The sequence below is a fragment of the Variovorax trehalosi genome (genome assembly GCF_051216415.1).
Classification (GTDB): domain Bacteria; phylum Pseudomonadota; class Gammaproteobacteria; order Burkholderiales; family Burkholderiaceae_C; genus Variovorax.
On the sequence record NZ_JBPJZG010000008.1, the window covers coordinates 80,898 to 105,392 of the forward strand.

20 protein-coding genes and 1 pseudogene are annotated in these 24,495 nt (G+C 67.3%); 11 read left to right on the forward strand and 10 right to left on the reverse strand.

Going from position 1 to position 24,495, the window contains the following annotated elements:
- Nucleotide 1: 1 nt before the first annotated feature.
- The 5 genes from ACSFA7_RS26940 to ACSFA7_RS26960 are packed head-to-tail and all read left to right on the forward strand — an operon-like array spanning nt 2 to nt 6,257.
- Nucleotides 2-1,525 (forward strand): sugar ABC transporter ATP-binding protein, encoded by a 1,524-nt coding sequence (locus tag ACSFA7_RS26940; RefSeq protein WP_435502193.1) that lies wholly within the window; start codon nt 2-4, stop codon nt 1,523-1,525.
- A complete protein-coding gene (locus tag ACSFA7_RS26945) occupies nt 1,522-2,556 on the forward strand; it encodes an ABC transporter permease (protein ID WP_435502194.1) in 1,035 nt (344 codons plus the stop codon). The genes ACSFA7_RS26940 and ACSFA7_RS26945 overlap by 4 nt, the downstream gene beginning before the upstream one ends.
- On the forward strand, nt 2,553-3,587 hold the full coding sequence (yjfF, locus tag ACSFA7_RS26950) for a galactofuranose ABC transporter, permease protein YjfF (protein WP_435502195.1): 1,035 nt from the start codon (nt 2,553-2,555) through the stop codon (nt 3,585-3,587). The genes ACSFA7_RS26945 and yjfF overlap by 4 nt, the downstream gene beginning before the upstream one ends.
- Nucleotides 3,588-3,591: 4 nt before the next feature.
- Entirely contained in the window at nt 3,592-5,328 is a 1,737-nt protein-coding gene (locus ACSFA7_RS26955) for an IlvD/Edd family dehydratase (RefSeq protein WP_435502196.1), read from the forward strand.
- Between the two features lie 11 nt (nt 5,329-5,339).
- Nucleotides 5,340-6,257, forward strand: coding sequence for a dihydrodipicolinate synthase family protein (locus ACSFA7_RS26960; RefSeq protein ID WP_435502197.1), 918 nt, complete (start codon nt 5,340-5,342; stop codon nt 6,255-6,257).
- Between the two features lie 49 nt (nt 6,258-6,306).
- Here ACSFA7_RS26960 and ACSFA7_RS26965 read toward each other — a convergent pair.
- Nucleotides 6,307-7,341: pseudogene (locus ACSFA7_RS26965) on the reverse strand (LysR family transcriptional regulator); the annotation flags it as partial.
- Here ACSFA7_RS26965 and ACSFA7_RS26970 point away from each other — a divergent pair.
- Nucleotides 7,292-8,077, forward strand: coding sequence for an SDR family NAD(P)-dependent oxidoreductase (locus tag ACSFA7_RS26970; RefSeq protein WP_435502198.1), 786 nt, complete (start codon nt 7,292-7,294; stop codon nt 8,075-8,077). The pseudogene ACSFA7_RS26965 and the gene ACSFA7_RS26970 sit on opposite strands and share 50 nt — an antisense overlap.
- A gap of 24 nt (nt 8,078-8,101) precedes the next feature.
- Here ACSFA7_RS26970 and ACSFA7_RS26975 read toward each other — a convergent pair whose 3' ends face one another.
- From ACSFA7_RS26975 to ACSFA7_RS26995, 5 genes are all read right to left on the reverse strand, one after another.
- Entirely contained in the window at nt 8,102-8,356 is a 255-nt protein-coding gene (locus ACSFA7_RS26975) for a hypothetical protein (RefSeq protein ID WP_435502199.1), read from the reverse strand.
- Nucleotides 8,357-8,496: 140 nt separating this feature from the next.
- Nucleotides 8,497-8,976 (reverse strand): hypothetical protein, encoded by a 480-nt coding sequence (locus tag ACSFA7_RS26980; protein ID WP_435502200.1) that lies wholly within the window; start codon nt 8,974-8,976, stop codon nt 8,497-8,499.
- A gap of 31 nt (nt 8,977-9,007) precedes the next feature.
- Nucleotides 9,008-9,418: a hypothetical protein gene (locus ACSFA7_RS26985; RefSeq protein ID WP_435502201.1), complete on the reverse strand. Its 411-nt coding sequence runs from the start codon at nt 9,416-9,418 to the stop codon at nt 9,008-9,010.
- A 152-nt stretch (nt 9,419-9,570) separates the two neighbouring features.
- Nucleotides 9,571-12,138 (reverse strand): cyanophycin synthetase, encoded by a 2,568-nt coding sequence (gene cphA / locus ACSFA7_RS26990; protein WP_435502202.1) that lies wholly within the window; start codon nt 12,136-12,138, stop codon nt 9,571-9,573.
- Between the two features lie 41 nt (nt 12,139-12,179).
- Entirely contained in the window at nt 12,180-14,417 is a 2,238-nt protein-coding gene (locus ACSFA7_RS26995; RefSeq protein ID WP_435502203.1) for a cyanophycin synthetase, read from the reverse strand.
- A 139-nt stretch (nt 14,418-14,556) separates the two neighbouring features.
- On the opposite strand from ACSFA7_RS26995, the gene ACSFA7_RS27000 reads away from it, so the two are divergent.
- A complete protein-coding gene (locus tag ACSFA7_RS27000) occupies nt 14,557-16,830 on the forward strand; it encodes a cyanophycin metabolism-associated ABC transporter (protein ID WP_435502204.1) in 2,274 nt (757 codons plus the stop codon).
- Nucleotides 16,827-17,306, forward strand: coding sequence for a cyanophycin metabolism-associated DUF1854 family protein (locus ACSFA7_RS27005; protein WP_435502205.1), 480 nt, complete (start codon nt 16,827-16,829; stop codon nt 17,304-17,306). Before ACSFA7_RS27000 ends, ACSFA7_RS27005 begins: the two co-directional genes overlap by 4 nt.
- Before the next feature lie 7 nt (nt 17,307-17,313).
- Here the strand turns inward: ACSFA7_RS27005 and ACSFA7_RS27010 are convergent, their stop codons facing one another.
- Both ACSFA7_RS27010 and ACSFA7_RS27015 read right to left on the reverse strand, forming a co-directional pair.
- Entirely contained in the window at nt 17,314-18,456 is a 1,143-nt protein-coding gene (locus ACSFA7_RS27010; protein ID WP_435502206.1) for an acyltransferase family protein, read from the reverse strand.
- An 86-nt stretch (nt 18,457-18,542) separates the two neighbouring features.
- Nucleotides 18,543-18,953, reverse strand: a complete 411-nt coding sequence (locus tag ACSFA7_RS27015) for a DUF2177 family protein (RefSeq protein ID WP_435502207.1) — start codon at nt 18,951-18,953, stop codon at nt 18,543-18,545.
- A gap of 76 nt (nt 18,954-19,029) precedes the next feature.
- On the opposite strand from ACSFA7_RS27015, the gene queC reads away from it, so the two are divergent.
- Nucleotides 19,030-19,743 carry a 7-cyano-7-deazaguanine synthase QueC gene (queC, locus tag ACSFA7_RS27020; RefSeq protein ID WP_435502208.1) on the forward strand — a complete coding sequence of 238 codons (714 nt, stop codon included), beginning with the start codon at nt 19,030-19,032 and terminating at the stop codon, nt 19,741-19,743.
- Here queC and ACSFA7_RS27025 read toward each other — a convergent pair.
- Both ACSFA7_RS27025 and ACSFA7_RS27030 read right to left on the reverse strand, forming a co-directional pair.
- On the reverse strand, nt 19,725-21,518 hold the full coding sequence (locus tag ACSFA7_RS27025; RefSeq protein ID WP_435502209.1) for an ABC transporter ATP-binding protein/permease: 1,794 nt from the start codon (nt 21,516-21,518) through the stop codon (nt 19,725-19,727). The genes queC and ACSFA7_RS27025 overlap by 19 nt on opposite strands.
- Nucleotides 21,519-21,628: 110 nt before the next feature.
- Nucleotides 21,629-22,189, reverse strand: coding sequence for a phosphonate degradation HD-domain oxygenase (locus ACSFA7_RS27030; RefSeq protein WP_435502210.1), 561 nt, complete (start codon nt 22,187-22,189; stop codon nt 21,629-21,631).
- Nucleotides 22,190-22,364: 175 nt separating this feature from the next.
- On the opposite strand from ACSFA7_RS27030, the gene ACSFA7_RS27035 reads away from it, so the two are divergent.
- Together ACSFA7_RS27035 and ACSFA7_RS27040 are read left to right on the forward strand one after the other, a co-directional pair.
- Nucleotides 22,365-23,399, forward strand: a complete 1,035-nt coding sequence (locus tag ACSFA7_RS27035; RefSeq protein ID WP_435502211.1) for a putative 2-aminoethylphosphonate ABC transporter substrate-binding protein — start codon at nt 22,365-22,367, stop codon at nt 23,397-23,399.
- 22 nt (nt 23,400-23,421) lie between these two features.
- Nucleotides 23,422-24,495 (forward strand): ABC transporter ATP-binding protein, encoded by a 1,074-nt coding sequence (locus tag ACSFA7_RS27040; protein WP_013539601.1) that lies wholly within the window; start codon nt 23,422-23,424, stop codon nt 24,493-24,495.

Here is a 24,495-nt window from a genome sequence, read left to right on the forward strand (position 1 = left end):
CATGACCGAGCGCACGACCACAGCCCCCGTGCTCGAGCTGCGGGGCATCCGCAAGCAGTTCGGCGGCATCCCGGTGCTGAACGATGTCCAGCTGCGGCTGTACCCGGGCGAGGTCCATGCACTGATGGGACAGAACGGCGCGGGCAAGTCGACGCTGATCAAGGTGCTCACTGGCGTGCTGCCGTCCAGCGGCGGCGAGATGGTCTTCGATGGCCAGGCCATCCGGCCCGGCTCGCCGCTGGAGGCGCAGAAACTGGGCATCAGCACGGTCTACCAGGAGGTGAACCTGTGCCCGAACCTCTCGGTGGCGGAGAACGTGTTCGCGGGGCGCTATCCGCGCTGCGGCGCGTTGCAGGGCTTTCGCATCGACTGGGCGGCGGTGAACCGCCGCGCGGCCGAATTGCTGGCGCGCATCGGCCTGGACATCGATGTGACGCGCCTGCTGTCCAGCTACTCGGTCGCGGTGCAGCAACTGGTGGCGATCGCGCGGGCGCTCGGCGTGTCGTCGAAGGTGCTGATCCTCGACGAACCGACATCGAGCCTGGACGACGACGAAGTCGAGAAGCTGTTCGAGGTGCTGCGGCGCTTGCGCAGCGAAGGACTCGCGATCGTCTTCGTGACGCACTTTCTCAACCAGATGTACGCGGTGTCGGACCGCATCACGGTGCTGCGCAACGGCAACTGGGTGGGCGAATGGAAAGCGGCGGACCTCGGCCCGCAGGCGCTGATCGCGGCGATGCTCGGGCGCGAACTGGCTGCGCAGTCGGCACGGCCCGCCGCGCTGCCGGCATTCGATGAGGCCGCACCTGCCTTGCTGCAGACCGAAGGGTTGGGGCAGGCCGGGCAGTTGCAGGCCACCGACCTGCGCGTGCGTGCCGGCGAAGTGGTCGGCATCGCGGGTTTGCTCGGCGCGGGGCGCACCGAGCTTGCGCGCCTTTTGTTCGGGCTTGAATCGCCCGACCGCGGCGTGCTCAAGGTCGACGGCCGCGCCGTCACTTTCTCGAACCCGGCCGATGCGATCCGCGAAGGACTCGCGCTGTGCCCCGAGGAGCGCAAGACCGACGGCATCGTGGCCGAGCTGTCGGTGCGCGAGAACATCGCGCTCGCTTTGCAAGCGCGACTGGGCACGCGGAAATTTCTCTCGCATGCCGAGCAGACCGCGATGGCCGAGCGCTTCGTCGCTTCGCTGGGCATCAAGACGGCGAGCGTCGAAACCCCCATCGGCCTGCTCTCGGGCGGCAACCAGCAGAAGGCCATGATCGCGCGCTGGCTCGCGACCGAGCCGCGCCTTTTGATCCTGGACGAACCCACGCGCGGCATCGACGTCGCGGCCAAGCAGGAGATCATGGAAGAGATCCTGCGGCTCGCGCGTGCGGGCATGGCGGTGGTCTTCATCTCCTCGGAGATGAGCGAAGTGGTGCGCGTGGCGCATCGCATCGTGGTGCTGCGCGATCGGCAGAAGGTGGGCGAACTGCCGGGCGGTTCGACCGAGGACGAGGTCTACGAAATGATTGCCGCCGCATGAACCGCTTCTCGTCCCTCATGAGTCACCGCCTCGCCTGGCCCATCGTCACATTGCTTTTGCTGCTCGCGATCAACACCGCGTTCAACGCCAGCTTCCTGCATCTCGAGTGGCGCGACGGCCATCTGTACGGCAGCCTGATCGACATCGTGAACCGCGCGGCGCCGCTGGTGCTGGTCTCGCTCGGCATGACGCTGGTGATCGCCACGCGCGGCATCGACATCTCGGTCGGCGCGGTGGTGGCCATTGCCGCAGCGGTGGCGGCCTGGATGATCGGCGGCTCCGTCTCCAGCGACGTGAGCCGCTTCCCGATGCCGCTCGCGATCCTCGCGGCGCTCGGTGTCGCGCTGCTTTGCGGCCTGTGGAACGGTTTGCTGGTCGCCAAGGTCGGCATGCAGCCGATCATCGCGACGCTGATCCTCATGGTGGCGGGCCGCGGCATCGCGCAGCTCGTCGCGGACGGGCAGATCATCACGATCTACTACAAGCCCTTCTTCTTCCTCGGCAGCGGCTACCTGCTGGGATTGCCGTTCTCGTTGTTCATCGTGGCAGCGGTGTTCGTGCTGCTGTATCTGGCGATCACGCGCACGGCGCTCGGCCTTTTCATCCAGGCGGTGGGCATCAACCCGACCGCGGCGCGCGTGGCGGGCATCCAGTCGCGGCGGCTCGTCGTCGGTGCGTATGCGTTCTGCGGCCTCTGCGCGGGCGTGGCGGGTCTTCTGATCAGCTCGAACGTGAAGAGCGCGGACGGCAACAACGCCGGACAGCTGCTGGAGCTCGACGCCATCCTCGCGGTCACGCTCGGCGGAACGGCGCTCACGGGCGGCCGCTTCAGCCTCGTGGGCAGCGTGATCGGCGCGCTGATCATCCAGACGCTGACCTATGCGATCTATTCGCTCGGCGTGCCGCCCGAGATCAACCTCGTGGTGAAGGCGGTGGTGGTGTTCGTGGTGATGCTGTTGCAGTCGCCGGAGTTCAGGGCGGAAGTGCGGTCGCTGGTGCAGCGGCCGGCACATGAAGGGGGGCGAGCATGAGCGCGGTGATCGAGACGGCGGCTGCACCCTCACCCCAACCCTCTCCCGCGAGCGGGAGAGGGGGCAAGGCAGGGCTCAATCCGAAGTACCTGCCGCTCACGGCGACCATCTCGCTGTTCATGCTGATGGCGACGCTGGGCTCGGTGTTCTACGACGGGTTCTTCTCGGCGCAGGTGTTCCTCAACCTGCTGATCGACAACGCCTTCCTCATCGTCGTCGCGGTCGGCATGACCTTCGTGATTCTCTCGGGCGGCATCGACCTCTCGGTCGGCTCGGTGATTGCGCTCACGACGATGGTGTCGGCGTCGCTCGTCGAAAAGCACGGCTGGAGTCCGGCCATCGTGATCCCGCTGGTGCTGGTCATGGGCACGGCCTTCGGCGCCTTCATGGGACTGCTCATCGAGCGCTTCCGGCTGCAGCCCTTCATCGTCACGCTGGCAGGCATGTTCCTCGCGCGCGGTCTCTGCTATCTCATCAGCATCGATTCGATCAGCATCACCAATGAGTTCTACTCCGAGGTCTCGCAGATCCGCATTCCGATCTGGGGCGAGGCCTCGGTCTCGATCAGCGCGGTGATCGCCATCGTGGTGCTGCTGGCGGCGGTGTTCATCGCGCACTGCACGCCCTTCGGCCGCGCGGTGTACGCCATCGGCGGCAGCGAGCATTCGGCCATGCTGATGGGCCTGCCGGTGCGGCGCACGCTCATCGGCGTGTACACGCTTTCGGGTTTCTGCTCGGCGCTGGCGGGCGTGATCTTCACCTTCTACATGCTCTCGGGCTACGGCCTGCACGCGATCGGGCTGGAGCTCGACGCCATTGCGGCGGTGGTGATCGGCGGCACGCTGCTCACCGGCGGCGTGGGCTATGTGGTGGGCACGCTTTTCGGCGTGCTGATGCTCGGGATCATCCAGACCCTGATTTCCTTCGACGGCACGCTGAGCTCGTGGTGGACGCGCATCGTCGTGGGCGCGCTGCTTTTCGTGTTCTGCCTGCTCCAACGTTTTTTCACCTCGCGCACTCCGCGCCGCTGACTCGATGACAAAGAAATTGCGCTCGACCGAATGGTTCGGCTCGGCCGACAAGAACGGCTTCATGTACCGCAGCTGGATGAAGAACCAGGGCATTCCGGACCATGAGTTCGATGGCCGGCCGATCGTCGGCATCTGCAACACCTGGTCGGAGCTCACGCCCTGCAACGCGCACTTCCGCAAGATCGCGGAGCATGTGAAGCGCGGAATTTCCGAAGCGGGTGGTTTTCCCGTCGAGTTTCCGGTGTTCTCGAACGGCGAGTCGAACCTGCGGCCCACCGCGATGCTCACGCGCAACCTCGCGAGCATGGACGTGGAAGAAGCGATTCGCGGCAACCCGGTCGACGCGGTGGTGCTGCTCACCGGCTGCGACAAGACCACGCCCGCGCTCTTGATGGGCGCGGCAAGCTGCGACATCCCGGCTATCGTGGTGACCGGCGGGCCGATGCTCAACGGCAAGCTCGACGGCAAGGACATCGGCTCGGGCACCGCCGTGTGGCAGCTGCACGAATCGTTGAAGGCGGGCGAGATCAACCTGCATCAGTTCCTCTCGGCCGAAGGCGGCATGTCGCGCTCGGCGGGCACCTGCAACACGATGGGCACGGCCTCGACCATGGCCTGCATGGCCGAGGCGCTGGGCACTTCGCTGCCGCACAACGCGGCGATTCCGGCGGTCGATGCGCGGCGCTACGTGCTCGCGCAGATGTCGGGCATGCGCGCGGTGCAGATGGCCAAGGAAGGGCTCACGCTCTCGAAGATCCTCACGCGCGAGGCTTTCGAGAACGCCATCCGCGTGAACGCGGCCATCGGCGGATCGACCAATGCGGTGATTCACCTGAAGGCGATTGCGGGCCGCATCGGCGTCGATCTCGAACTGGAAGACTGGACGCGCATCGGCAGCGATACGCCAACGATCGTGGACCTGATGCCCTCGGGCCGCTTCCTGATGGAGGAGTTCTACTACGCGGGTGGTTTGCCCGCCGTGTTGCGCCGCCTCGGCGAGAACGGATTGCTGCCGCACCCCGGCGCGCTCACCGTCAACGGCCAGTCGATCTGGGACAACGTGCGCGAGGCGCCGAGCCTGAACGACGAGGTGATCCGTCCGCTCGACAACCCGCTGATCGCCGATGGCGGCATCCGCATCCTGCGCGGCAATCTCTCGCCGCGCGGCGCGGTGCTCAAGCCCTCGGCGGCAACGCCCGAACTGCTCAAGCACCGCGGCCGCGCCGTGGTGTTCGAGAACCTGGAGCACTACAAGGAACGCATCGTCGACGAGTCGCTCGACATCGATGCGAGCTGCGTGATGGTGCTGAAGAACTGCGGCCCCAAGGGCTACCCCGGCATGGCCGAGGTGGGCAACATGGGGCTGCCGCCGAAGCTGCTGCGCCAGGGCGTGAAGGACATGGTGCGCATCTCGGATGCGCGCATGAGCGGCACGGCCTATGGCACGGTGGTGCTGCACGTCGCGCCCGAAGCCGCGGATGGCGGTCCGCTTGCAGCAGTGCGCGATGGCGACTGGATCGAGCTCGATTGCGATGCGGGGCGCCTGCACCTGGACATCAGCGATGAAGAGCTGGCTGCCCGCCTGGCGTCGCTGTCCGCCTCCGATGCGCAGCCCATGAGCACGCGCGGCGGCGGCTACCAGAAGCTCTACGTCAACCACGTGCTGCAGGCCGACGAGGGCTGCGACTTCGACTTTCTGGTGGGCTGCAGAGGCTCCGCCGTTCCCCGTCATTCCCACTGACCACACACACCATGACCCCCAGATACCGCGGCATCTTCCCGGTGGTGCCGACCACCTTCACCGAACAGGGCGCGCTCGACCTCGAAAGCCAGAAGCGCTGCGTCGATTTCATGATCGATGCGGGCTCCGATGGCCTGTGCATCCTTGCGAATTTCTCGGAGCAGTTCGTGCTGTCCGATGAAGAACGCGAGGTGCTCACCCGCACGATGCTCGAGCATGTGAAAGGCCGCGTGCCGGTGATCGTGACCACCACGCACTACAGCACCAAGGTCTGCGCCGAACGCAGCCGCCGCGCGCAGGACATGGGCGCCGCGATGCTGATGGTGATGCCGCCGTACCACGGCGCCACCTTCCGTGTGCCCGAGCCGCAGATCTTCGAGTTCTATGCGGGGCTCTCGGATGCGGTGAGCATTCCCATCATGATCCAGGACGCACCCGCGAGCGGCACGGTGCTGTCGGCGCCGTTCCTTGCGCGCATGGCCAAGGAGATCGAGCACGTCGCGTATTTCAAGATCGAGACGGCGGGTGCAGCCGCGAAGCTGCGCGAGCTGATCCGCCTGGGCGGCGACGCCATCGAAGGCCCGTGGGATGGCGAGGAAGCCATCACGCTGATGCCCGACCTCGATGCCGGCGCGACCGGCTCGATGACCGGCGGCGGCTATCCCGATGGCATCCGACCGATCATCGAGGCGCACCGCGCGGGCGACCGCGACAAGGCCTTCGCGCTGTACCAGCAGTGGCTGCCGCTCATCAACTACGAGAACCGGCAGGCGGGCCTCCTGGCCTGCAAGTCGCTCATGAAGGAGGGCGGCGTGATCGCTTGCGAGGCGCCGCGGCATCCGCTGCCGGCGATGCATCCCGAGACGCGCGCTGGCCTGATCGAGACGGCGAAACGACTCGATCCGCTGGTGCTGCGCTGGGGGCGATAGCCAGTTCGCTGTCCTCGACGAAGTAGGGCGCGAGGATCTCGGTCAGCCAGTTCATCACCGCGAGCACGCGCGGCGCGAGCTGGCGCCGGTTGACGTACACCAGCGACACCGGCATCGGGCGCGCGGTGAAGGCCGCCATAACCTGCACGAGCGAGCCGGCTGCAAAGCAGGGCAGGAGGCCGCCGATCGGTGCCTGGATCAGCCCGAGGCCTGCGATCGCCGCGGCGTTGTAGGCGTCGGTGCCATTCACCGTGACGATGGCGCGCACCGGCTGCATCCGGTAGCGGCCTTGGGCTGCGTCGAAGTATTCCCAACCCGCGTCATTCGGCGAGAGGGTCTGCGCGAAATGCACGATGCGGTGCTGCGCGAGGTCGGCCAGCGTTTGCGGCGTGCCATGCGCCTGCAGGTAGGCCGGGCTTGCGGCGTTGGCCATCCGCATCAGGCCGAGCGGCCGCGCGACGAGTTCGGAATCTCCCAGCACGCCCACGCGCAGCACGCAGTCGAAGCCCTCGTTCACGAGGTCGACGCGGCGGTCGGTGGTGCTGATGCCGATCTCCAGTGCGGGATGCCGCGCAAGGAACTCAGGCAGGCGCGGAATGACGAGGTCGCGCGCCACGGTGGCGGGCAGGTCGATGCGCAGGCGCCCCGTGAGGCCGCCGATGTTCGCGCGGAACATGGTGGCCAGCTGTTCGCCCTCGGCCAGGTAGTCCTTGCAGCGGTCGAGAAAGTGCTCGCCGTCTTCGGTGAGGCGAACGCTGCGCGTGGTGCGCTGAAGGAGCCGCGTGCCCAGGCGCTCTTCGAGGTGCTGCACGGCCACCGAGACGCGCGCGCGGGTCAGGCCGAGCTGGTCCGCGGCGCGGCTGAAGCTCGCGAGTTCGGCGACCTTGGAGAAGATGCGCAGTTCGTCGATGTTCATGGCGATGATTGTTTCCCGATCGGATAACAGTGTGCAACGCCTGGCAGGATTTATCTTGCTGCCGGTAATTCTTAAAGTCCATCCATCGATCCACCGATCAACCACCGAGGACTTTGAAATGACCGCTTCCACCACCCCTGTTCCCCATACTGCCCGCATCGCACTCATCACCGGCGGCAGCCGTGGCCTCGGCCGCAGCGCCGCGCTGGCGCTTGCCGCAGATGGCGTCGATTTGATCCTGACCTATGTGTCGAACGAAGCTGCCGCGCAGGCGGTGGTGTCGGAAATCGAGGCGAAGGGGCGCCGCGCCGTCGCGCTCAGGCTCGATGTCGGCGACAGCAAGACCTTCGCCGCATTTGCCGATTCAGTGAAGACGGTGCTGGCCGCCACCTGGCAGCGCGAGCGCTTCGACTTCCTGGTGAACAACGCCGGCGTGGGCCTGCATGCGAACTTCGAGGACACGACCGAAGCGCAGCTCGACATGCTCTACAACGTGCACTTCAAGGGCACGTACTTCCTCACGCAGAAGCTGCTGCCGCTGATCGCCGACGGCGGGCGCATCGTCAACGTGTCGTCGGGACTGACCCGCTTCTCGATTGCCGGCGCCTCGGCCTATGCCGCGATGAAGGGCGGCGTGGAGGTGCTCACGCGCTACCTCGCCAAGGAACTGGGTGCACGCGGCATTGCGGTGAACACGATCGCGCCGGGCGCGATCGAAACCGACTTCAGCGGCGGCATGGTGCGCGACAACCCGCAGGTCAATGCGATGATCGCCGGCTTCACCGCGCTCGGACGCGCAGGCAAGCCCGACGACATCGGCGGTGCGATCGCGGGCTTGCTGGGAGAGGGGAGTCGCTGGGTGAATGCCCAGCGCATCGAGGTGTCGGGCGGGATGCTCGTTTGAGCGGCACCCCGGCGACGGGAGCGTTCAGCTCTTCTCGAGTTCGGTGACTTGCAGCGACAGGTCGAACAGCTTGGACTTGCTGGCGTAATAGCGGTCGAGCCGCCATTCCTTCAGGATGTTCATGGCGAGCTCGAAGCTCTTGTAGTCGAGGGAGTAGAGCGTGACCAGCTCGAAGCTGTGTTCGGACTCCAGGGCCAACACGAGTTGGGCCAGGATCTTGGCCGATTCGTTGGCCGGGTCCGTTTCTATGAATCGGCGAGCGACCTTGATGGCATTCATGGGAAAGAGTTCCTCGGTGGCAGGGGACCGAGAACTATAGCTAGCACGCGACGGCCTTTTATGACAATCTCGTGACAATCAAGGGCATCGCCCGCAGCCCCGCGCAAAGACGGGGCCTACGGGTAGGCAGGGTGCCAGGCTCAGCGCAACGGTGCCGGCATCGGCATCGGCATCGGCATCGGCATCGGCCGCGGCGCCATCATCGGATCGGGCGCGCGCTCCATGGGCATCGGCGCCGGCATCACCACAGTGGTGACCGACTCGCGAATCACGCCGCCGCCCATCACGCTGCCTTCGACGCTGGCACTGGTGTTGCCCGCGCCGCCGAGCACACGGGCTTCGCAATCCCTGCGGTCACCGGGCGACTGTTGCAGGCCGCAGCGCGCGAGCGCATTGGCGCGGTAGTCGGGTGCGCCGGTCAGGCCGCCGCGTGCGGCTTCCTGGCGGGCTGCGCCGGCTTCGCGGATGCAGGCGGCGCGGTCTTGCTGGTTGTGGCCGCAGACCGCGAGTTCCTGCTGGTAGATGCCTCCACGCGAGCCTTGTGCGGTGGCGATGCCGGCTGTTGCCATGCCGCCAACGGCGAGCAGGGCGAGGACGATCGAACGGGTATTGCTTTTCATGATGTGCTCCTTGGCGTAGTCAGTCAGCAAATCAACGCGCCGGCGCGGGTTGCGCCGGAAGAGGTGTCACGGTTTCGCGGATCACGCCGCCGCCCATCACGCTGCCTTCGGTGGTGGTGCGGGCGCCGCCCTTGATGCGGGCTTCGCAGTCGGCCTGGTCGGCCGCGGGCTGTTCGGCGCAGCGCGCCAGGGAATTGACCTGGCCCCGTGCCGGGCTCGGCGTGGTGAGGCCGGCACGGCCGGCTTCCTGCTTCGCGGCGCCGGCTTCACGCAGGCACGCCGCACGGTCTTGCTGCACGCCGTCGCAGACGGCGCGTTCCTTCTGTGCGCGGGCGTCGGTGCCGGGCGCCTGCGCGCTCGCGGTCTGTGCGCCGAAGACGATGAAGCCGCTGGCGGCGAAGAGGGCCGTGGCGGAAAGGATGGAACGAACTGTTGTTGTCATGCGGGCTCCTGGTTGGGGCACGACCTCGCTGGAGGTTCGTGACCGGAGCCACAGTCTGCTGCTCGCTGGGTTGCGGGGTCTGTGGGACAGCCCCGTTCAGCGGGCGGGCCGGACACGCCCCTGTGTGTGGGACATGTCCGTCAACCCGGTTATCAGCCTGCTGCGATGCGCTGTGCGAGGTGAGCGAGCGCTTCCTCGACCTGATCGACCAGGATCAGCGACAGGTCACCTGGCTGCAGGCGGGCCAGCGCCGCATCGATCGCCACGAACTCGCCGCGGATCTCGTCGATCTGGCGCGTGCGGCCCGCGCCCTGCAGGCCCTGGCGCAGCAGCGCCATCACCTCGCCATCGGCACGGCCCCTCTGCGCCGCGTCCTGATAGAGGATCACGTCGTCGAAGGCTTCGCCGAGGATGGCCGTCTGGTCGCGGATGTCCGAATCGCGCCGGTCGCCCGCGCCGCTGATCACCACCGAGCGCTTGTTGGCCGGCATGGTGTCCACGGCCGAGACCAGTGCGCGCATCGCGTCGGTGTTGTGGCCGTAGTCGGCGATCACGGTGGCGCCGCGGTAGTCCATGACGTTGAAGCGCCCCGGCACGCCGGCCGCGTCGTTCATGAAGCTCGCGAGGCCGCTGCGGATGGTGTCCCAGTCCAGGCCCACGGCCCAGGCCGCGGCCACCGAGGCCATCACGTTGTCGACCTGGAAGCCGATGGTGCCGTTGCGCGTGATCGGCACATCGCGCAGCGGAATGCGCTCGCGCCACGAGCCTTCGGCGGCCACCAGCGTGTCCTGGTCGACATACACGGTGCGCTTGCCTTGCGCGCGGTGCGTGGCCATGACCGGATGCATGCGGTCGGCGGTGAAGAAGATCACATGGCCGGGGCAGCCGGCCGCCATCGCGGCGACGTTCACGTCGGCCGCGTTGAGCACTGCATAGCCGTCGGCCGCCACATTGCGAACGATCACGCGCTTGAGCACCGCGAGGTCTTCCACGGTGGTGATGTAGTTCAGCCCCAGGTGGTCGCCGCTGCCGATGTTGGTGACCACGGCCACCTGGCAGCGGTCGAAGCCGAGACCTTCGCGCAGCACGCCGCCGCGGGCCACTTCGAACACAGCCGCATCGACGTCGGGGTGCATCAGCACGTTGCGTGCGCTCTTGGGGCCGCTGCAATCGCCGCTGTCGGTCTGGCGGCCATCGACGTACACGCCGTCGGTGTTGGTCATGCCGGTGCGCAGGCCGCTCGAAGCGAGCAGGTGGTTGATGAGGCGCGCGGTGGTCGTCTTGCCGTTGGTGCCGGTGACCGCGACCACCGGAATGCGGCCGTCGTCGCCGTGCGCGAACATGGTGTCCATCACCGCTTCGCCGACCGCGCGGCCGCGGCCGAACGAGGGCGAGATGTGCATGCGAAGGCCCGGCGCGGCGTTCACCTCGACCACGCCGCCGTGCTGCTCTTCGAGCGGGCGCAGCACGTTCTCGCAGACCATGTCGACGCCGCAGATGTGCAGCCCGACCATCTGCGCCGCATCGACTGCGCGCGCGGCCACTTCGGGGTGCACGGTGTCGGTCACGTCGGTGGCGGTGCCGCCGGTGGAGAGGTTCGCGTTGTTGCGCAACACCACGCGCTGGCCGCGCTCGGGCACGCTCTCGGGCGTGAGGCCCTGCGATTCGAGCCGGCCGATGGCGATGTCATCGAGGCGGATCTTGGTGAGCGAGGTGGCGTGGCCCTCGCCGCGGCGTGGGTCGAGGTTCACCGCGTCCACGAGCTGGCGCACGGTGAGCTGGCCGTCGCCGATCACCTGCGGCGGATCGCGCCGCGCGGCGGCCACGAGCCGGTCGCCGACCACCAGCAGGCGGAAGTCGAAGCCCGGCAGGAATTTCTCGACCATCACCTCGCCGTAGACGGCGGCCGAATCGTAGGCCGAGGTCAGTTGCTCCTGCGTGGTGATGTTGACGGTGACGCCCTTGCCTTGGTTGCCGTCCTGCGGCTTGACCACGACCGGCAGGCCGATTTCCCCGGCGGCGGCCCAGCCGTCTTCGGCGCTGGAGACGGGGCGGCCCAGCGGCACCGGCACGCCGGCGGCGTTGAGCAACTGCTTGGTCAGTTCCTTGTCCTGCGCGATCGATTCGGCCACGCCGCTGGTGCTGTCGACCTCGGCCGCCTGGATGCGGCGCTGCTTGGAACCCCAGCCGAACTGCACCAGGCTGCCGCTCGTGAGGCGGCGGTACGGAATGCCGCGCGCCACGGCCGCATCGACGATGGAGCCGGTGCTCGGGCCGAGGCGCTCGGATTCGTCGAGGTCGCGCAGCTCGGTGATGGCGGCGGTGGCGTCGAAGGGCGTGTCGGCCTGCGCGGCGGCGATCAGCTGGTCGGCCAGTTCGATCGCGCGGCGGCCCACGGCTTCTTCGCTGTATTGAAAGACGACCTGGTAGACGCCGTCTTCCACCGTCGGCGCGGTGTGGCCGAAGTTGACGGCGCAGCCGGCCTGCGCCTGCAGCGCCACGGCCGCGTTTTCCAGCACGTGGGCGAGCGCCAGCGGCTGGCCCAGCACCATCGGGTGCAGTTCGCCGATGGTCGGGAAGCGGGCGCGGAGGCGCGCTTCGAAACCGGCGAGCTTGCTGATGGCGTTTTCATCGCCTTCGCAGGCCACGACCGCTTCGATGGCGGTGTGGCGGCTCCAGAGATTGGGCCCGCGAAGGGCTCGGATGCGGGTGACTTTCATGGGGCTACGACAGCTTGCGATCTGGCGAGAGGCGCAGGGCCTCAGGCGAATTGGGGTTGGAGAGGCTGGGTCTGCGACAACTGCAGTGATGCGAGCGCGGCCTGCAGGTCGGCTTCGAAAGCCTCCACGCCGGCGCCGATCAGGTTCAGCGGAATGCCCATGGCCCAGGCGGCGGCCACGGCGGCCAGCAGGCTTTCGAGGGTCACGCCGGCATGGGTGGCACGCCAGATCGTCAGGCGTCCCAGGCCCGGCAGGAACGATTCGCTGCTGCCGTTGGCCAGCACCACGCGGTCCTGGCGCACGAGCACGGCCTTGCCGCCGGCGGTCTGGTGCGCGGTGAGCGCGGCGGCCTGCGGGTCGGCCGAATAGAGGATGACGGCGCCATCACACAGCGGCGCGAGGCCGGCCACGCGCGCATCGGCCGCGTTCAGGACGGCCGTGCCTTCGCCCAGCACCACGTCGACCTGCGTGCGCAGCACCTTGACCATCTGGTCGCTCTCGGTGATGTCGTAGTCGGCGAGCGCTTCGGCGCCTTCGAGGTCGGTCACGATGCCGACTTCGCAGCGGTCGTAGGCCAGGCCGTCGCGCAGGATGGTCTCGGCGCCGTTCTCGATCACCACCGCCTGCACGGCGCGGTTCACGAGCAGGCGATGGCCGGCTTCCCAGTTGGCGCTGTCGCGCGCATCGACGCGGCGGCGCTCGAGGAACAGGCCGTCCCGGCAGGCGAGACCCGTGTGGCGCCCGCCCAGGTTGATGAGCCAGGCCACGAGGCGCGCGAGCACCGCGGTGTCCTGCGAGCCGGCCACGCCGACCACGGGAATGCGGCCGGGCGCGTCGTTGGGGAACAGGTGGTCGCAGATCGCGCGGCCCACCGGGCGCGGCGAGCCGACCGCCGGCTTCAGGTGCATCAGGAGGCCCGGGCCGGCGTTGACTTCGACGATCGCGCCGCGCTGCGGGCCGAGCGGCTTGGAGATGTCCAGCGCCACGAGGTCGATGCCCGCGATGTCGAGGCCCACCACGCGCGCGGCCAGCACGGCGGCGTGCGCGACTTCGGGGTGGACCTGGTCGGTGCAGTCGTTGGCCATGTTGCCGTTGCGCTGGATCGTGACCACGCGGCCGGCGGCCGGCACTGCGGCGCCGTCCAGTTCCTGACGCTTGAGTTCGAGCTGCAGCTTGGCGTCGGTGGCCAGCACGATCAGGTCGAGCGGGTATTCCTCTTCCGCGCCGCGGCGCGGGTCGCTGTTGAGCTGCTTTTCGATGAGTTCGGCCACGCTCGACTTGCCGTCGCCGGTCACGGTGATGATCTCGCCGCGCGCGGCCGCCACCACTTCGCCGCCCACCACCAGCAGGCGGTGCTCGTGGCCGCGGATGAAGCGCTCGACCATCACGTCGCTGCCTTCGGGTTCGGCGACCGCGAAGGCTGCCATGACTTCTTCGCGCGTCGTCAGTTCGAGCGACACGCCGCGGCCGTGGTTGGCGTCCGAGGGTTTCACGACCACCGGCAGGCCGATGTCTTCAGCGGCTTCCCAGGCTTCTTCGGCGCTGGAAACGATCTGGCCTTCGGGCACCGGCACGCCGCAGCTCGCGAGCAGGGACTTGGTCAGTTCCTTGTCGCTGGCGATCGATTCGCCGATGGCGCTGGTGTAGTCGGTCTCGGCGGTCCAGATGCGCTGCTGGTTGGCGCCGTAGCCCAGTTGCACGAGGTTGCCGCTGTTCAGCCGCATGTGCGGGATGCCGCGGTCGGTGGCGGCGGAGACGATGGCGGCGGTGCTCGGGCCGAGGTAGCAGTCCTCGACCTTGGCCTTGACCGCGTCGACGGCCTTCTGCACGTCGCCAGCGGTGAACGGGTCGTTGTTGATGGCGGCCATCAGGAGCTTGTGGCCTTCGGCCAGCGCCACTCGGGCGACCTGCTCGTCGCGCGCCCGGAACACCATGCGGTAGACGCCGTGCTCCGAGGTGCTACGGGTTTGCCCGAATCCGGTCGGCATGCCGGCCAGGTTCAGGAGTTCGATGACCACGTGTTCGAGCACATGACCCGACCAGGTGCCTTCGGTCAGCCGCTGGATGAAGCCGCCGCGCTCGCCCACGCCGCAGTGGTGCTCGATGAGCGCCGGGAGCAGGGCCGTGAGGCGGTCGGTGAAACCGTCGATCTTGTTGGAAGGGAAGTCTTCCAGTTGGCCCAGGTCGAGCCAGACTTCGAGCACCGGACGGTAGGTCCAGAGGTTGGGACCGCGCAAATAGTTGATGCGCAGCAGGCGGATGTCGTCGAAACGGGTCATGAAAACGTTCGATGTGCTTTGGCCGAGCACCACGGCGCCTTCAAGCGCGCCCATGGCAATCGGTCAGAATCGGCGCCCGACAAAGGACGCCATGGCGCGGTCCTTGCGGCCCGCGACGGGCAAGAGTCAAAGAAACACAATGCAACATCACGATCCAGTCGGCACCCGGGAGGGCGAAATCGAGGCGGCTTCAGGCGCGCTGAAAAACCGGCTCGCAGTCGCGGAAAACGTTCTGGTAACACTGCCGGTTGACCTCGATTACGAACTTCGTTTCTCTTCCGGCCTGGTTGCCCTGACTGACCAGCGCCTGATTGCGCTGGAATCGGGTGGCGAATGGCGTGAGTGGCCACTCACAGAACCTGCACTTCAATTGCAGCTGGCCGACCATTCGGGCGTCGGCACGCTCGACCTGATCGGCCCCGACGGCCGCCTGGCGCGCTGGCGTTACACATTGGCCAGCCAGGCCCATGCGCTGCGCCTGCTCAAGCTGTTCGGCCAGCGCGCGGCCGGTGTCGCGGAGGTGACACCCGAAGCCGCCGACGGCGACGAACCGGCCGACACCGAACTCCAGACTCCGCCTTCGACCTGGGTGCTGCTGCGCCTGGGCCGTTTCGCCAAGCCTTACCGCAAGCAGCTTTTCCTGGGGTTTTTCCTGACCCTGCTCTCGACCGCCGCCACGCTGGTGCCGCCGTACCTGACCATCCCGTTGATGGACGACATCCTGATCCCGTTCCAGAACGGCAAGCAGATCGATCCGGGCCTGGTGGGGCTCTACCTGGGCGGCCTGCTCGGCGCTGCGCTGCTGGGCTGGGGCCTGGGCTGGGCGCGCACTTATCTGCTGGCGCTGGTGTCCGAGCGCATCGGCGCCGACCTGCGCACCAGCACTTATGAACACCTGCTGACGCTGCCGCTCGACTATTTCGGCGGCAAGCGCACCGGCGACCTGATGGCGCGCATTGGCTCGGAAACCGACCGCATCAACGTCTTCCTGTCGCTGCACGCGCTCGATTTCGCCAACGACGTGCTGATGATCGTCATGACGGCGGCGATCCTGATCTCCATCAACCCGCTGCTCGCGGTGGTCACGCTGGTGCCGCTGCCCTTCATCGCCTGGATGATCCATGTGGTGCGCGATCGCCTCCGCACCGGCTTCGAGAAGATCGACCGCGTCTGGTCGGAAGTGACCAACGTGCTGGCCGACACCATTCCCGGCATCCGCGTGGTCAAGGCCTTCGCGCAGGAACGTCGCGAAGCCGACCGCTTCCGCACCGCCAACGCCTACAACCTGCAGGTCAATGACAAGCTCAACCGCACCTGGTCGGTGTTCACGCCGACCGTGTCGCTGCTGACCGAAATCGGCCTCCTCGTGGTGTGGGGCTTCGGCATCTGGCAGGTCTCGCGCGGCAGCATCACCGTGGGTGTGCTCACCGCCTTCATCGCCTACATCGGCCGCTTCTACACGCGCATGGATTCGATGAGCCGCATCGTCTCGGTCACGCAGAAGGCCGCGGCCGGCGCCAAGCGCATCTTCGACATCCTCGACCACGTGAGCAACGTGCCCGAGCCGGTGAACCCGGTGAAGGTGGAGCGCGTGCAGGGGCGCATCGAGATGAGCGGACTGGGCTTCCGCTACGGCTCGCGCGCGGTGATCCACGACCTGGACCTCGTGATCGAGCCCGGCGAGATGATCGGCCTCGTGGGCCACAGCGGCTCGGGCAAGAGCACGCTGGTCAATTTGATCTGCCGCTTCTACGACGTGACCGACGGCGCCATCAAGGTCGACGGCACCGACATCCGCCGCTTCGCCGTGGCCGACTACCGACGCCACGTGGGGCTGGTGCTGCAGGAGCCGTTCCTTTTCTTCGGCACCATCGCCCAGAACATCGCCTACGGCAAGCCCGACGCCACGCGCGAAGAGGTGGTGGCCGCGGCCCGCGCCGCGCATGCGCACGACTTCATCCTGCGCCTGCCGCATGGCTACGACTCGCTGGTCGGCGAGCGCGGCCAGGGGCTCTCGGGCGGCGAGCGCCAGCGCATCAGCATTGCGCGCGCCTTGCTCATCGACCCGCGCATCCTCATCCTCGACGAGGCCACCTCGGCGGTGGACACCGAGACCGAGAAGGAAATCCAGAAGGCCCTCGACAACCTCGTGCAGGGCCGCACCACCATCGCCATCGCCCACCGGCTGTCGACGCTGCGCAAGGCCGACCGGCTCGTGGTCATGGACCGCGGCGAGGTGGTCGAGGTCGGGCCGCACGATGCGCTCATGGCCAAGCAGGGTGCCTATTGGCGGCTCTACCAGGCGCAACTGCGCCAGGGGGACGACGATGCGAGCGAAGGCGCTGTAGACGAGCGTGCGGGCGCGCAACTGCCGCTCATCAGCCACGCAGCACACCCGGCAGGTGACGCATGACATCCGACAACACCATCACCTTCGCCATGGAGCGCGATACCTTCGGCCGCCTCGTGCTGATCGACGCCCAGGGCGAGCGCCATGTGGGCATCACGCCCGTGCGCGCCTTTCCGCTCACGGCGCCCGGCGAGGGCATCTCGCTGGTCGGCGTCGACGGCCGCGAGCTGGTCTGGATCGACCGCGTCGAGGCGCTGCCGCCGCAGAGCCGGGCGCTGCTCGAAGAAGAGCTGGCTGTGCGCGACTTCGCGCCCACGCTGCTGAAGCTGCACAAGGTCTCCAGCTTCGGCGTGCCCAGCACCTGGACCGTGAGCACCGACCGCGGCGACACCAGCTTCGTGCTCAAGGCCGAGGAAGACATCCGCCGGCTCGAAGGCGGCGCGCTGCTGATTGCCAGCGCGCACGGTGTGCAGTTCCGGATTCCCGATGCGAAGGCGCTGGACCGGCCTTCGCGCAAGCTGCTCGAGCGCTTTCTCTAGCGCTGATTCAGAGCGGGCTGCGGTTGCGGCCCGGTCGCAACGCGCCAGCGGCGTCGCAGCCCGGCAGCGGCGTCTTCGACAACGCCGCCTGCTTCACCGCCCTGGCCCAGCGGTGGCCCCAGTCGGTGATCGGCTTCTCGAACCATCGGTAAAGCTGATCAGAGAGAAACAGCGCCATGGCGAACGAAAGAAAGAGCAGCGTGCCGCCCACGATGGTGGGGGCCGGCAGCATAGCGATCACCGTATGGGCCGCGACGTACTGCACCAGGTACATCGCATACGAGCGATGCCCGACGAACACCAGAGGCTTCGACGCCAGCGCCCGGGCGACCCAGGTGCGGGCGGCGATCAGGGCCGGGATCAGCATCGCGATCAGCAGGCTGTACACCGCGATGGCCGACGCATCGCCGATGCGCCCGGCAATCACCGGGAAGCGCCGGTGCACCACCAGCAGCGCCAGCCCGAGCGCGATGGCCACGCCATGGTTCATGAGGCAGCGAACCAGCCCGAAGGTGCGCCGCGAATTCATCAGAATGGCCAGCCCCGAGCCGAACAGCATGCCGACGTAGTTCTGCGGCAGCAGCAGTTTCCAGTGAAAGTCGCCGATGCCGACCATGGCCAGCGCCGTGAGGCAGAAGCCGACGGTCGCGAGGCCCGACCGGAGCGTCGTGCCGAAGACCACGAGCAGCGTCGGCCAGAGCAGGTAGTACTTCCACTCCACGCCCAGCGTCCAGGTCATGTGCAGGGGCGCCATGTCGGCCAGCTCGTTGAGCAGCGTCAGGTAGTAGGGCGTGGCCGCCTTCATCTGCTCCCAGGTGCCGTCTTGCGCGACATGGCTCAGGCCCAGCACGGCCAGGAAGACCAGCAGGTAGAGCGGCAACAGGCGGGTGCTGCGGCGGATGTAGAACGCCTTGAGCGACACGCTGCCGGTGCTGTCGCGCTCGCGCAGCAGCAGCGTGGTGATCAGGAAGCCGGAGAGGACGAAGAAGGCGTGGACGCCGAGCCAGCCCGAGAAACGCGTCCAGCCGATGCCGCCGAAATGGTCACTGAAGACGAGGAAGACGGAGACGGCCCGCAGGCCATCGAGTGCGGCGAAATTGCGTGTGCCCTGAAAGTCTTCGAAGCTGATCGCGGTGCCGCGCTCGCTCATTCCTGTGTCCCCTGCATTGTTGGGGCAGGATTTTCCCCCGGCAGGGGGCTACGGCCCCCTGACTAAAGTCATGGTGTGGGGCGAAATCAACGCCCGGCGAACCAGCGCAAAGCCAGGGCGCCGGCCGCCGCGGCCACGCCGCTCACCAGCGTGCCCCAGGCGATGTCGATGAACGACAGGGCCAGTGGCCAGTTGCGGATCACCGCCAGGTTGGTCAGGTCGTAGGTGCTGTAGCAGAAGAGCCCGAAGAGCCCGCCCAGCACCGCCGCCCGCGTCACGCTCTGCGCATCGATGCCCGGCAGGATCGCGAAGATCAGCAAGCCGACCGGGTACAGCAGGTAGAACATCGCCGCGAAGGCCAGCCGGGGCTCTGGCGACATCAGGTCGCCCATGGCCTGCTGGTACATGTTCTTGGCGACGACGCCGAGCCAGAACATGTCGATCACCAGCAGCACGATGAAGGTGGCGGCCCATGCGACGAGGTGTTTGGTGCTCATCCGCGGGATCGTATCCGCGCCCCCGGCGGGCCTGCGAAAATCGCGTCTTTGGACTACAACGGCCCCGCTGACGGACATGCCCCTGCACACCACCGCCCTCGTCTTGTTCTCCGGCGGCCAGGACTCGACCACCTGCCTCGCCGACGCGCTCTCGAAGTACCAGCGCGTCGAGACGCTGGGCTTCGACTACGGGCAGCGCCACCGCGTCGAGCTCGACGTGCGCGGCACCATCCTCGCGCAGATGCGCGAGCGCTTTCCCGACTGGGCGCCGCGCCTGGGCGAAGACCATGTGCTCACGCTCGCGGCGCTGGCCCAGCTCGGCGGTTCCTCGCTCACCGAGGAGGTGGCCTTCGCGATGCAGGCCGACGGCCTGCCCAACACCTTCGTGCCCGGGCGCAACCTGCTGTTCCTCACGCTGGCCGGCGCGCTGGCCTACCGGCGCGGGCTGCAGGTGATCGTCACCGGCGTCTGCGAGACCGACTTCTCGGGCTACCCCGACTGCCGCGACGACACCATGAAGGCGATGCAGCTCGCGCTCTCGCTCGGCCTGGAGCGCCGCCTCGTCATCGAGACGCCGCTCATGTGGATCGACAAGGCCGAGACCTGGCAGATGGCGCACCGCCTCGGCGGCGAGCCGCTGGTCGACTTGATCGTGGAAGAGACCCACACCTGCTACCTCGGCGACCGCGTGCACCGCCAGGCCTGGGGCTATGGGTGTGGCGAATGCCCCGCCTGCGACCTGCGCAAGAAGGGCTGGGAGCGCTATTCCGGTCAGGCCGCTGTCGGCTGAGTGGCAGTGGAGACGTTCAACCGGTAGCGCGCGCCACCGGCCGCGCCTTCTTCCTGCGGCACCAGTGTCCAGCGCTGGTTGTGGAAATCGCCCACCGCCGCGCGGTGCGCGATCGACACCATCGCGCCGCCCGCCGCATGCACCGTGTCCGACAACCGCTTGTAGAGCTCGCCCTCGGCCTTCGCATCGAGGGCGCTGGTGATCTCGTCGGCGAAGAGCCATGCCGGTTTTTTCAGCAGCACCCGCGCGATGGCCAGGCGCTGCTGTTCGCCGCCGGAGAGCTTCTGGCTCCATGAGTCGCTGTCGTCGAGGCGGCTGGCGAGGTCGGGGAGCAAGGCGTCGGTCAGGGCTTGGCGCAGCTGGTCGTCGGTGAAATCGGCGGCGGGGTTCGGGTAGGTCAGCGCGTCGCGCAGCTTGCCGTCGGGCACGTAGGGGCGCTGGGGCATGAAGACCGCATCGTCCGGCACCTTCACATGGCCGCTGGCGAACGGCCAGATGCCGGCAAAGGAGCGGAACAACGTCGACTTGCCGCTGCCCGAGGGGCCCTGCAGCAGCACGCTGTCTCCGGGCTTCACGGCCAGCGCGGCGCCGCTCAGCAGCGAGGTGCCGTTGGGCAGCGCCACCGAGAGGTCGTCGCTGCGCAGTTCGGCGGCCTCGCCGCGTTCCAGCGGCATGGCCTGCACCGCATGGGCGCGCATCGCGTCGTCGAAGGTGGTCAGACGGTCGGTGGTGGCGCGCCAGACGGCGACCTTGTCGTAGTTATCCACGAACCAGCTCAGCGAATCCTGCACCTTGCCGAAGGCCGACGAAATCTGCATCAGCTGGCCCAATTGAATGGCGCCGCTGAAGAAGCGCGGCGCGGCCACCACGAACGGGAAGATCACCGCAGCCTGCCCGAAGAACGAGGTGAAGGTGATCAGGTTCTTCTGCTGTTTGATGAGCAGCAGGTAATTGCGCAGCACGCTGCCGAAGCGCACGTCGAGCTGGCCGTGCTCGACCTTCTCGCCCCGGTCCAGCGCAATCGCCTCGCTGTATTCGCGCACCCGCACCAAGTGGTGCCGGAAGTCGGCCTCGAAGCGCTGCTGGCGGAAGTTGGTGCCGATCAGCGGACGGCCGATGAAGTGCGTGATGACCGTGCCCACCACGCAGTACGCCACCGCCAGCCACACCATGGCGCCCACGATCTGGTAGGTGGTCCCGCCCATCGAGAATTCGAAGCTGCCCGACAGCCCCCAGAGGATGCCGACGAAGCTCACCAGCGTGACCACCGCGTTGAGCAGGCCCATCGACAGCGTCATCGTGTAGTCGGTGAAAAGCTGCATGTCTTCCTGGATGCGCTGGTCGGGGTTGTCCGGCGTCTGGCCGTCCTTGCCCGCATAGCGCGCGAGTTCCAGGTGATAAAAGGTGCGGTTGGCCATCCAGCGCGTCATGTAGTCGCGCGTCATCCAGGTGCGCCAGCGCAATTGCAGCAGTTGCGTCACGTAGAACTTGAGCACCTGCAGCAGGATGTTGAAGAAGGCCAGCACGCAGAACACGCGAATCTCGCGCCAGAACACGGTTGCATCCTTGTTCTGCAGTCCGTCATAGAAGCGCCCGTACCACTGATTGAAGAGCACCAGCGCGTAGACGTAGGCCAGGTTGAGCGCGACGATCGCCGCGAACATGGTCCTCGCGCGCCATTTCTCCTCGGACCTGAAATAAGGCGCCGCCAGCGCAAAGACGCGCTTCAGAACCTGGGCGAACGTGGCGGCTCGCGCCGTGACGGATGAAGACATGCAGGTTTCCTCGCAGGCGCAGGTGCGCCGGACATCATGAGGAAGCCATCGTAGACAAATGTTTCTTAAAGCGGCCTGAAATCAGCCGAAGGGCGCAAACCCCTTCATCCTCAGCGCAGCAGGACCCGCGCAGCGGTCGCAAGAAAATGCGCCAGCGGCGGCGTCTTCAGCCCTTCGACCTTCGCCTCTTCATCCCACAGCCGCAGCCGCACCGCATCGTTGGCCCAGCGATGCTCGGCAAAACGGCTCGCCGCCGCCGCATCCATCACCCCGCCCTGCAACGCAAGGCTGCGCACCGAATCCGGCGAGAGCTTCGAGAAATAGTCCGGCCGCGTCGCGCACAGGTAGCGCTTGGCATCCACATGCAGCCGGATCGGCTCGCGCACTTCCACATCGAAGGCGCCGCGCAGCAAGGGCAGTGCGATGTATTGATGACGGTCGTCGATGCCCAGCTCGGTGGGCGACTGCGACAGCGTCTGGTGCTCGGCGATCAGCAGGTGGCCGAGGTCGTGCAGCAGCGCGGCCGTGACCAGTGCATCGCTCGCATCCGCCTGCTCGGCGAGCCACGCGCATTGCAGTGCGTGCTCCAGCTGCGACACCGGTTCACCCGCGTAGGCAACCCCGCCGCGTTCGGCGAACAGGCGTGCGATCTCGGCAAGGTCGAGTGTCATGGAAGTGAAACGAAGCGCGTGCGACAGCCTGTGAAGCGTCGCCGCACGCCATGACATCCGTGTGACGCATCTGACAAACCCCTGTCACATGGCGCTGCGAGCATCGCCGCGTTCACGGCCACGCCGTGCGTACTTTTGTCCGCGTCATTTCAATCTTCCCGAGGGATTTCCCATCATGCTGCTTCGCTTCATCCGTCGTGCCGCCGTGCCGGCCGCTTTGTTCTCGCTGGCGTTCGCCGCCTCCGCACAAGGCCGTACCGAGTTGCTGGTCTACACGGCGCTCGAGGCCGACCAGGTGCAGGCCTACAAGGCCGCGTTCGAAAAGGAAAACCCGAACATCGAACTGAAGTTCGTGCGCGACTCCACCGGCATCGTCACCGCCAAGCTGCTGGCCGAAAAGGCCAACCCGCAGGCCGACGTGGTGTGGGGCCTGGCTGCCACCTCGCTGATGCTGCTCGACAAGGAAGGCATGCTCCAGCCCTACGCGCCCAAGGGCCTCGATGCGGTGAAGCCGACCATGCGCGATCCGGCCAACCCGCCCAAGTGGGTCGGCATGGACGTGTGGTCGTCGGCCATCTGCTTCAACACCGCCGAAGCCACGAAGAAGAACCTGCCCAAGCCCACCAGTTGGGCCGACCTCACCAACCCGGTCTACAAGGGCCAGATCACCATGCCCAACCCCGCGGCATCGGGCACCGGCTACCTGATGGTCTCGGGCTGGATCCAGATGATGGGCGAGGACAAGGCCTGGAAGTACATGGACGCGCTGCACCAGAACATCGGCATCTACAGCCAGTCGGGCAGCAAGCCCTGCCGCCAGGCCGGCGCCGGCGAATTCGCGCTCGGCATGTCCTTCGAATACCGCGCCAACAAGACCAAGCGCGACGGCGCGCCGATCGACATCGTGCTGCCGAAGGAAGGCCTCGGCTGGGACATGGAAGCCACCGGCATCATCAAGACCAGCAAGAAGCAGGACGCCGCCAAGGCGCTCGCCGACTGGGCTGTGACGAAGCAGGCCAACGAGCTCTATGCGAAGAACTTCGCCGTGCTCGCGCTGCCGGGCATCCAGGAAAAGCTCGAGTTCGTGCCGGGCGATGTGGAGAAGCTGCTCGCCAAGAACGACTTCACCTGGGCTGCCGCGAACCGCGACCGCATCCTCACCGAATGGTCGAAGCGCTACGAATCCAAATCGGAAAAGAAGCCGATGTGATCGGGTTTCCGGACAGCAGCACATGACGAGCTTTCTTTCTCTCCGCGGCATCGGCAAGTCCTTTGGCGCCACCCGCGTGCTCGACGGCATCGATCTCGATATCGAGCCGGGCGAATTCGTGTGCCTGCTCGGTCCCTCGGGTTGCGGCAAGACCACGCTGCTGCGCATCGTGTGCGGCATCGAGCGCGCCGACAGCGGGCAGATCCTGCTCGGCGGCCAGGACATCGCGGGCCTGCCGCCCGCGGCGCGCGGCTTCGGCGTGGTGTTCCAGTCGTATGCGCTGTTCCCCAACCTCACGGCGGCGCAGAACATCGCCTACGGCCTGCATCCCACCGGCGCACTGGCACGCGAGATGGCCAAGCGCTCGCGCGAGATGCTCGACCTCGTCGGCCTCACCGCGCATGCCGACAAATACCCGGTGCAGCTCTCGGGCGGCCAGCAGCAGCGCATTGCGCTCGCTCGCGCCCTTGCGCCGAATCCGCGCCTGCTGTTGCTCGACGAACCGCTCTCCGCGCTCGATGCGCAAGTGCGCGCGAGCCTGCGCAGCGAGATCCGCGCGCTGCAGAAGCGCCTGGGCATCGTCACCATCATGGTCACGCACGACCAGGAAGAAGCGCTCTCGATGGCCGACCGCGTGGTGCTGATGCACAACGGCCGCATCGAGCAGGCCGGCACGCCCGACGAGCTGTATCGCCAGCCGCGCACCCGCTTCGTGGCCGGCTTCGTCGGCCGCATGAACATGCTGCCCGCGACCGTGCTGGCCGACGGCAAGGTGCGCGTGCGCGACAGCGAGTTGTTCTGCGCGCCGGGCAACCTCAGCGTGGGTTCGCAGGCCACCGTGGGCATCCGCCCCGAGCACGTGGTGGTCAAGCGCTTCGGCACTGAACTCGGCGCCAACAGCTTCGCGGCGCGCCTGCTCGACACGGAATTCTTCGGCAACCGCACCTCGGCGCGGCTGGCCTGCGAACCGCTCGGCATCGAGATCGAGGCCGAACTGCCCGCCGATGCGCGTTATGGCGGCGAAGAGCCGCTGGTGCCGAGCAGCATGGTGCACATCCAGTTGCCTCTGAACGCGCTGTCGGTCCTGGCGCATTGA

What these genes read in the sequence shown, in the direction of transcription:
- ACSFA7_RS27035 (WP_435502211.1), top strand. Translation starts at nt 22,365, where the DNA reads ATGCTGCTTCGCTTCATCCGTCGTGCCGCCGTGCCGGCCGCTTTGTTC.
- ACSFA7_RS27015 (WP_435502207.1), bottom strand. Translation starts at nt 18,953, where the DNA reads ATGAGCACCAAACACCTCGTCGCATGGGCCGCCACCTTCATCGTGCTG.
- ACSFA7_RS26940 (WP_435502193.1), top strand. Translation starts at nt 2, where the DNA reads ATGACCGAGCGCACGACCACAGCCCCCGTGCTCGAGCTGCGGGGCATC.
- ACSFA7_RS26980 (WP_435502200.1), bottom strand. Translation starts at nt 8,976, where the DNA reads ATGAAAAGCAATACCCGTTCGATCGTCCTCGCCCTGCTCGCCGTTGGC.
- yjfF (WP_435502195.1), top strand. Translation starts at nt 2,553, where the DNA reads ATGAGCGCGGTGATCGAGACGGCGGCTGCACCCTCACCCCAACCCTCT.
- ACSFA7_RS27025 (WP_435502209.1), bottom strand. Translation starts at nt 21,518, where the DNA reads ATGTCTTCATCCGTCACGGCGCGAGCCGCCACGTTCGCCCAGGTTCTG.
- ACSFA7_RS26960 (WP_435502197.1), top strand. Translation starts at nt 5,340, where the DNA reads ATGACCCCCAGATACCGCGGCATCTTCCCGGTGGTGCCGACCACCTTC.
- ACSFA7_RS26945 (WP_435502194.1), top strand. Translation starts at nt 1,522, where the DNA reads ATGAACCGCTTCTCGTCCCTCATGAGTCACCGCCTCGCCTGGCCCATC.
- ACSFA7_RS27000 (WP_435502204.1), top strand. Translation starts at nt 14,557, where the DNA reads ATGCAACATCACGATCCAGTCGGCACCCGGGAGGGCGAAATCGAGGCG.
- ACSFA7_RS26995 (WP_435502203.1), bottom strand. Translation starts at nt 14,417, where the DNA reads ATGACCCGTTTCGACGACATCCGCCTGCTGCGCATCAACTATTTGCGC.
- ACSFA7_RS27030 (WP_435502210.1), bottom strand. Translation starts at nt 22,189, where the DNA reads ATGACACTCGACCTTGCCGAGATCGCACGCCTGTTCGCCGAACGCGGC.
- ACSFA7_RS26985 (WP_435502201.1), bottom strand. Translation starts at nt 9,418, where the DNA reads ATGACAACAACAGTTCGTTCCATCCTTTCCGCCACGGCCCTCTTCGCC.
- ACSFA7_RS26970 (WP_435502198.1), top strand. Translation starts at nt 7,292, where the DNA reads ATGACCGCTTCCACCACCCCTGTTCCCCATACTGCCCGCATCGCACTC.
- ACSFA7_RS26975 (WP_435502199.1), bottom strand. Translation starts at nt 8,356, where the DNA reads ATGAATGCCATCAAGGTCGCTCGCCGATTCATAGAAACGGACCCGGCC.
- cphA (WP_435502202.1), bottom strand. Translation starts at nt 12,138, where the DNA reads ATGAAAGTCACCCGCATCCGAGCCCTTCGCGGGCCCAATCTCTGGAGC.
- queC (WP_435502208.1), top strand. Translation starts at nt 19,030, where the DNA reads ATGCCCCTGCACACCACCGCCCTCGTCTTGTTCTCCGGCGGCCAGGAC.
- ACSFA7_RS27040 (WP_013539601.1), top strand. Translation starts at nt 23,422, where the DNA reads ATGACGAGCTTTCTTTCTCTCCGCGGCATCGGCAAGTCCTTTGGCGCC.
- ACSFA7_RS27010 (WP_435502206.1), bottom strand. Translation starts at nt 18,456, where the DNA reads ATGAGCGAGCGCGGCACCGCGATCAGCTTCGAAGACTTTCAGGGCACA.
- ACSFA7_RS27005 (WP_435502205.1), top strand. Translation starts at nt 16,827, where the DNA reads ATGACATCCGACAACACCATCACCTTCGCCATGGAGCGCGATACCTTC.
- ACSFA7_RS26955 (WP_435502196.1), top strand. Translation starts at nt 3,592, where the DNA reads ATGACAAAGAAATTGCGCTCGACCGAATGGTTCGGCTCGGCCGACAAG.